The 3728-nt window shown below is 73.7% G+C and carries 2 protein-coding genes; both read left to right on the top strand.

Features of this window, described 5'->3' with window-relative positions:
- The first annotated feature begins 43 nt into the window (after nucleotides 1-43).
- Nucleotides 44-2551: a type I polyketide synthase gene (locus tag ACFV1W_RS40265; protein ID WP_380422504.1), complete on the top strand. Its 2508-nt coding sequence runs from the start codon at nucleotides 44-46 to the stop codon at nucleotides 2549-2551.
- 2 nt (nucleotides 2552-2553) lie between these two features.
- The coding region (locus ACFV1W_RS40270) for a beta-ketoacyl synthase N-terminal-like domain-containing protein (protein WP_380422506.1) at nucleotides 2554-3728 on the top strand (1175 nt) is incomplete at its 3' end.

Genomic DNA, 3728 nt, shown 5'->3' on the forward strand with positions numbered 1-3728 from the left:
GTCGCCGCCCGCGGCCACGGCGGTGGCGGCGTCGGGCGTGCGTGTGCCTTCGTACGCTTTCCAGCACCAGCACTACTGGCTCCAGCCCACCACCCAGGCACCGGCCGGTGACGGCCGGATCGACCACCCGCTGCTGCGGGACGCCATGGAACTGCCCGACGCCAACGGCGTGGTGCTGACGGGACAGCTCGCCACCGCCGCGCAGCCGTGGCTCACCGAACACGTCATCTCGGGCTCGCCCCTGCTGCCCGGCGCGGCGTTCGTGGACCTGGCGCTCCGGGCTGGCGAACACGTCGGCTCCCCGGCGGTCGAGGACCTGACGCTGGAGACACCGCTGGTGGTCGCGGACGGCGTGCAGGTGTCCGTGACCGTCGGCCCCGACCGGGCGGGCCGGCGCAGCGTCTCGATCCACTCGCGCGGGGACGGCGAGTGGGTACGGCACGCCACCGGGACCCTGGGCGCCGTACCCGTCGCACCACGGGAGCCCTGGGCACGGCAGTGGCCGCCACACGCCGAAGCCGTCGACCTCGACGCCTTCTACGACAACCTGGCCGACGCCGGATTCGCCTACGGCGCGGCCTTCCAAGGCCTGCGAGCGGCCTGGCGCGACGGCGACACCCTCTACGCGGAGGTGGCCGTACCCCCCGGTGACACCCGGTTCGCCCTGCACCCCGCCCTGCTCGACGCCGCGATCCAGACCGTGACCGTCGCCGACGACCGGGCGAAGATGCCGTTCTCCTTCGCCGGGATCTCCTGGTGGCGCGGCGCCGAGCACGCCAGGGTCCGGCTGACCCTGACCGGCCAGGACACCTGCGCGATCGTCCTCGCCGACCAGTCGGGCGCGCCGATCGCCGAGATCGCCTCGTTGACCCTGCGCCGGCCGGCCGGGGCCACCACGCAGGACGTGCCGTACCAGGTGGTGTGGCCGGTCCTGGAAGCGGCGACCACCGAACCGGACATCCCGGTCCACTACGCCACATCGCCCGTCGAGACCCTGCGGGTGATCCAGGACTTCCTCACCACGGACACCCCGCGCATGGTGATCGCCACGCGCAACGCCGTGCCGGTCCGTCCGGGCGAGGACGTCGACCCGCAGGCCGCCGCCATCTGGGGCCTGGTCCGGTCGGCCGCCACCGAGCACCCCGGCCGGTTCGTGCTGGTCGACGGTGACGACGGCGGCGAGGTCCGGCTGGCCGGTGACGAACCCCAGCTCGCGATCCGCGTCGGCGCCGTTCACGTCCCCCGCCTCGAACGGGCGCGGACCGAACCGCTGCCCTCGCTGCTCAGCCCCGAGGGGAGGGTGCTCGTCACCGGCGGCACCGGCACCCTGGGCGGCACGATCGCCCGCCACCTCGCCGTGCGGCACGGCGTGCGGCACCTGCTGCTGGTCAGCCGGAGCGGCCCGGACGCCCCCGGCGCGGCCGCACTGACCGCCGACCTGGCCGCGCTGGGCGCGACCGCCGACATCGTGGCGTGCGACGTGTCCGACCGCGAGGCGGTGGCGCGGCTGCTCGCCGAACACCCGGTGACCTCGGTGATCCACACCGCGGGCACGCTGGCCGACACCGTCGTGGAATCCCTCACCCCGCAGCAGTTCGCGCGCGTGTGGGAGCCGAAGGCCCTCGCGGCGCGACACCTCCACGACCTGACCTCGGACCTGGAGGCGTTCGTGCTGTTCTCGTCGGCGGCCGGTGTGCTGGGCGGCGCGGGCCAGGCGAACTACTCGGCGGCGAACGCGTACCTCGACGGCCTCGCCGCACACCGGCACGCCCAGGGACAGCCGGCCGTCTCGCTCGCCTGGGGCTACTGGGCGGAGGCCAGCGGCATGACCGGAGGCCTGACCGCCACCGACCGGCACCGCCTGGCCAGGGCCGGCGTGCGGCCGCTGCCGACGACGGATGCGCTGGCCCTGTTCGACGCCGCGCTGACCGCGGGCACCCCGACCCTCGCCCCCGTCAGGTTCGACCTGCCGGCGCTGCGACGGGCCGGCGACCCGCCCGCCCTGCTGCGGGAACTGGTACGGCCCCGGCGCAGGCAGGCCGCCGACCGCGTGTGGACGCAGGCCGACGTGCTGCAGCTCGTGGTGGGCCAGGTCGCCCTCGTCCTGGGGCACTCGTCACCGGAGGCGGTCAACCCCGACCAGGCGTTCACCGACATCGGGTTCGACTCGCTCACCGCCGTGGAACTGCGCAACCAGCTCGACGCGGACACCGGCCTGCGCCTGCCCGCCACGCTCGTCTTCGACCACCCGACACCGACCCGCCTCGCCGGCTTCGTGTACACGCGGCTGCACGGCACCGAACCCGACCCCCTGCTCGCCGAACTCGACCGGCTCAAGTCCACCCTGGACGCGGCAGCCGCCGACGCCGACTACGAGACCGTCGCGGCCCGCCTCGAAGCACTACTCGCGGCCTGGACCGCCAAGCGCACCGGCTCCGCGGCCGGGGTCGACGAGGCCAGCGACGACGAACTGTTCAGCCTTCTGGACGATGCGCACCGCAGGACCGAGGTCATCCGATCGGGCGAGTCCCGAAACGCCGAGGAGAAGTAGCGATGTCCGACGAAGAGAAGCTCCGCACTTACCTCAAGCGCGCCACGGCCGACCTGGGAGTCCTCAGTAAGCGACTCGCCGACATGGAGGAGGCCGCTCGCGAGCCGATCGCGATCATCGGTATGGGCTGTCGATACCCGGGCGGAGTGGAGTCCCCGGCCGACCTGTGGCGGCTCGTCTCGGACGGTGCCGACGCGATCACCGAATTCCCGCCGGACCGTGGATGGGACGTCGTCCACGACCCCGACCCGGACCGGCCGGGCACGACCTACAGCCGATCGGGCGGCTTCCTCGCCGACGGCGCCGGGTTCGACGCCGGGTTCTTCGGGATCTCGCCGCGTGAGGCACTGGCGATGGATCCGCAGCAGCGGGTGCTGCTGGAGACCGCCTGGGAGACCTTCGAGGACGCCGGCATCGACCCGACCACACTCGGCGGCAGCCGCACGGCCGTGTTCACCGGCCTGTGGTCCTCCGGCTACGGCAACCAGCCGCCGCCGGACCTCGAAGGTTTTCTCGCCACCGGAACAGCCACCAGCGCCACGTCCGGGCGGGTGTCGTACCTGCTGGGGCTGGAGGGCCCGGCGGTGTCGGTGGACACGGCGTGCTCGTCGTCGCTGGTGGCGATCCACCTGGCGGCGCAGGCCTTGCGGGCGGGGGAGTGCTCGCTGGCGTTGGCCGGCGGTGTGACGGTGATGGCGACACCGGCGGGGTTCGTCGAGTTCTCGCGGCAGCGGGGGCTCGCGGCCGACGGCCGGGTGAAGGCGTTCGCCGAGGCGGCCGACGGCACCAGCTGGGGTGAGGGTGCCGGCCTGCTGCTGCTGGAACGCCTGTCCGACGCCCGCCGTAACGGCCACCGGGTGCTGGCGGTGGTGCGGGGTTCGGCGGTCAATCAGGACGGCGCGTCGAACGGGCTCGCGGCGCCGAACGGTCCGTCCCAGGAACGCGTCATCCGCCAGGCGCTGGCGAACGCCGGACTGTCGACGGCGGACGTGGACGCGGCGGAGGCGCACGGCACCGGCACCACCCTGGGCGACCCCATCGAGGCCCAGGCACTCCTGGCGACCTACGGTCAGGGGCGGGACGAGCCGTTGTGGCTGGGGTCGGTGAAGTCGAACATCGGGCACACCCAGGCGGCGGCCGGTGTGGCGGGTGTGATCAAGATGGTCATGGCGATGCG

This window comes from Kitasatospora sp. NPDC059648 (assembly GCF_042734825.1).
Lineage (GTDB): Bacteria > Actinomycetota > Actinomycetes > Streptomycetales > Streptomycetaceae > Kitasatospora.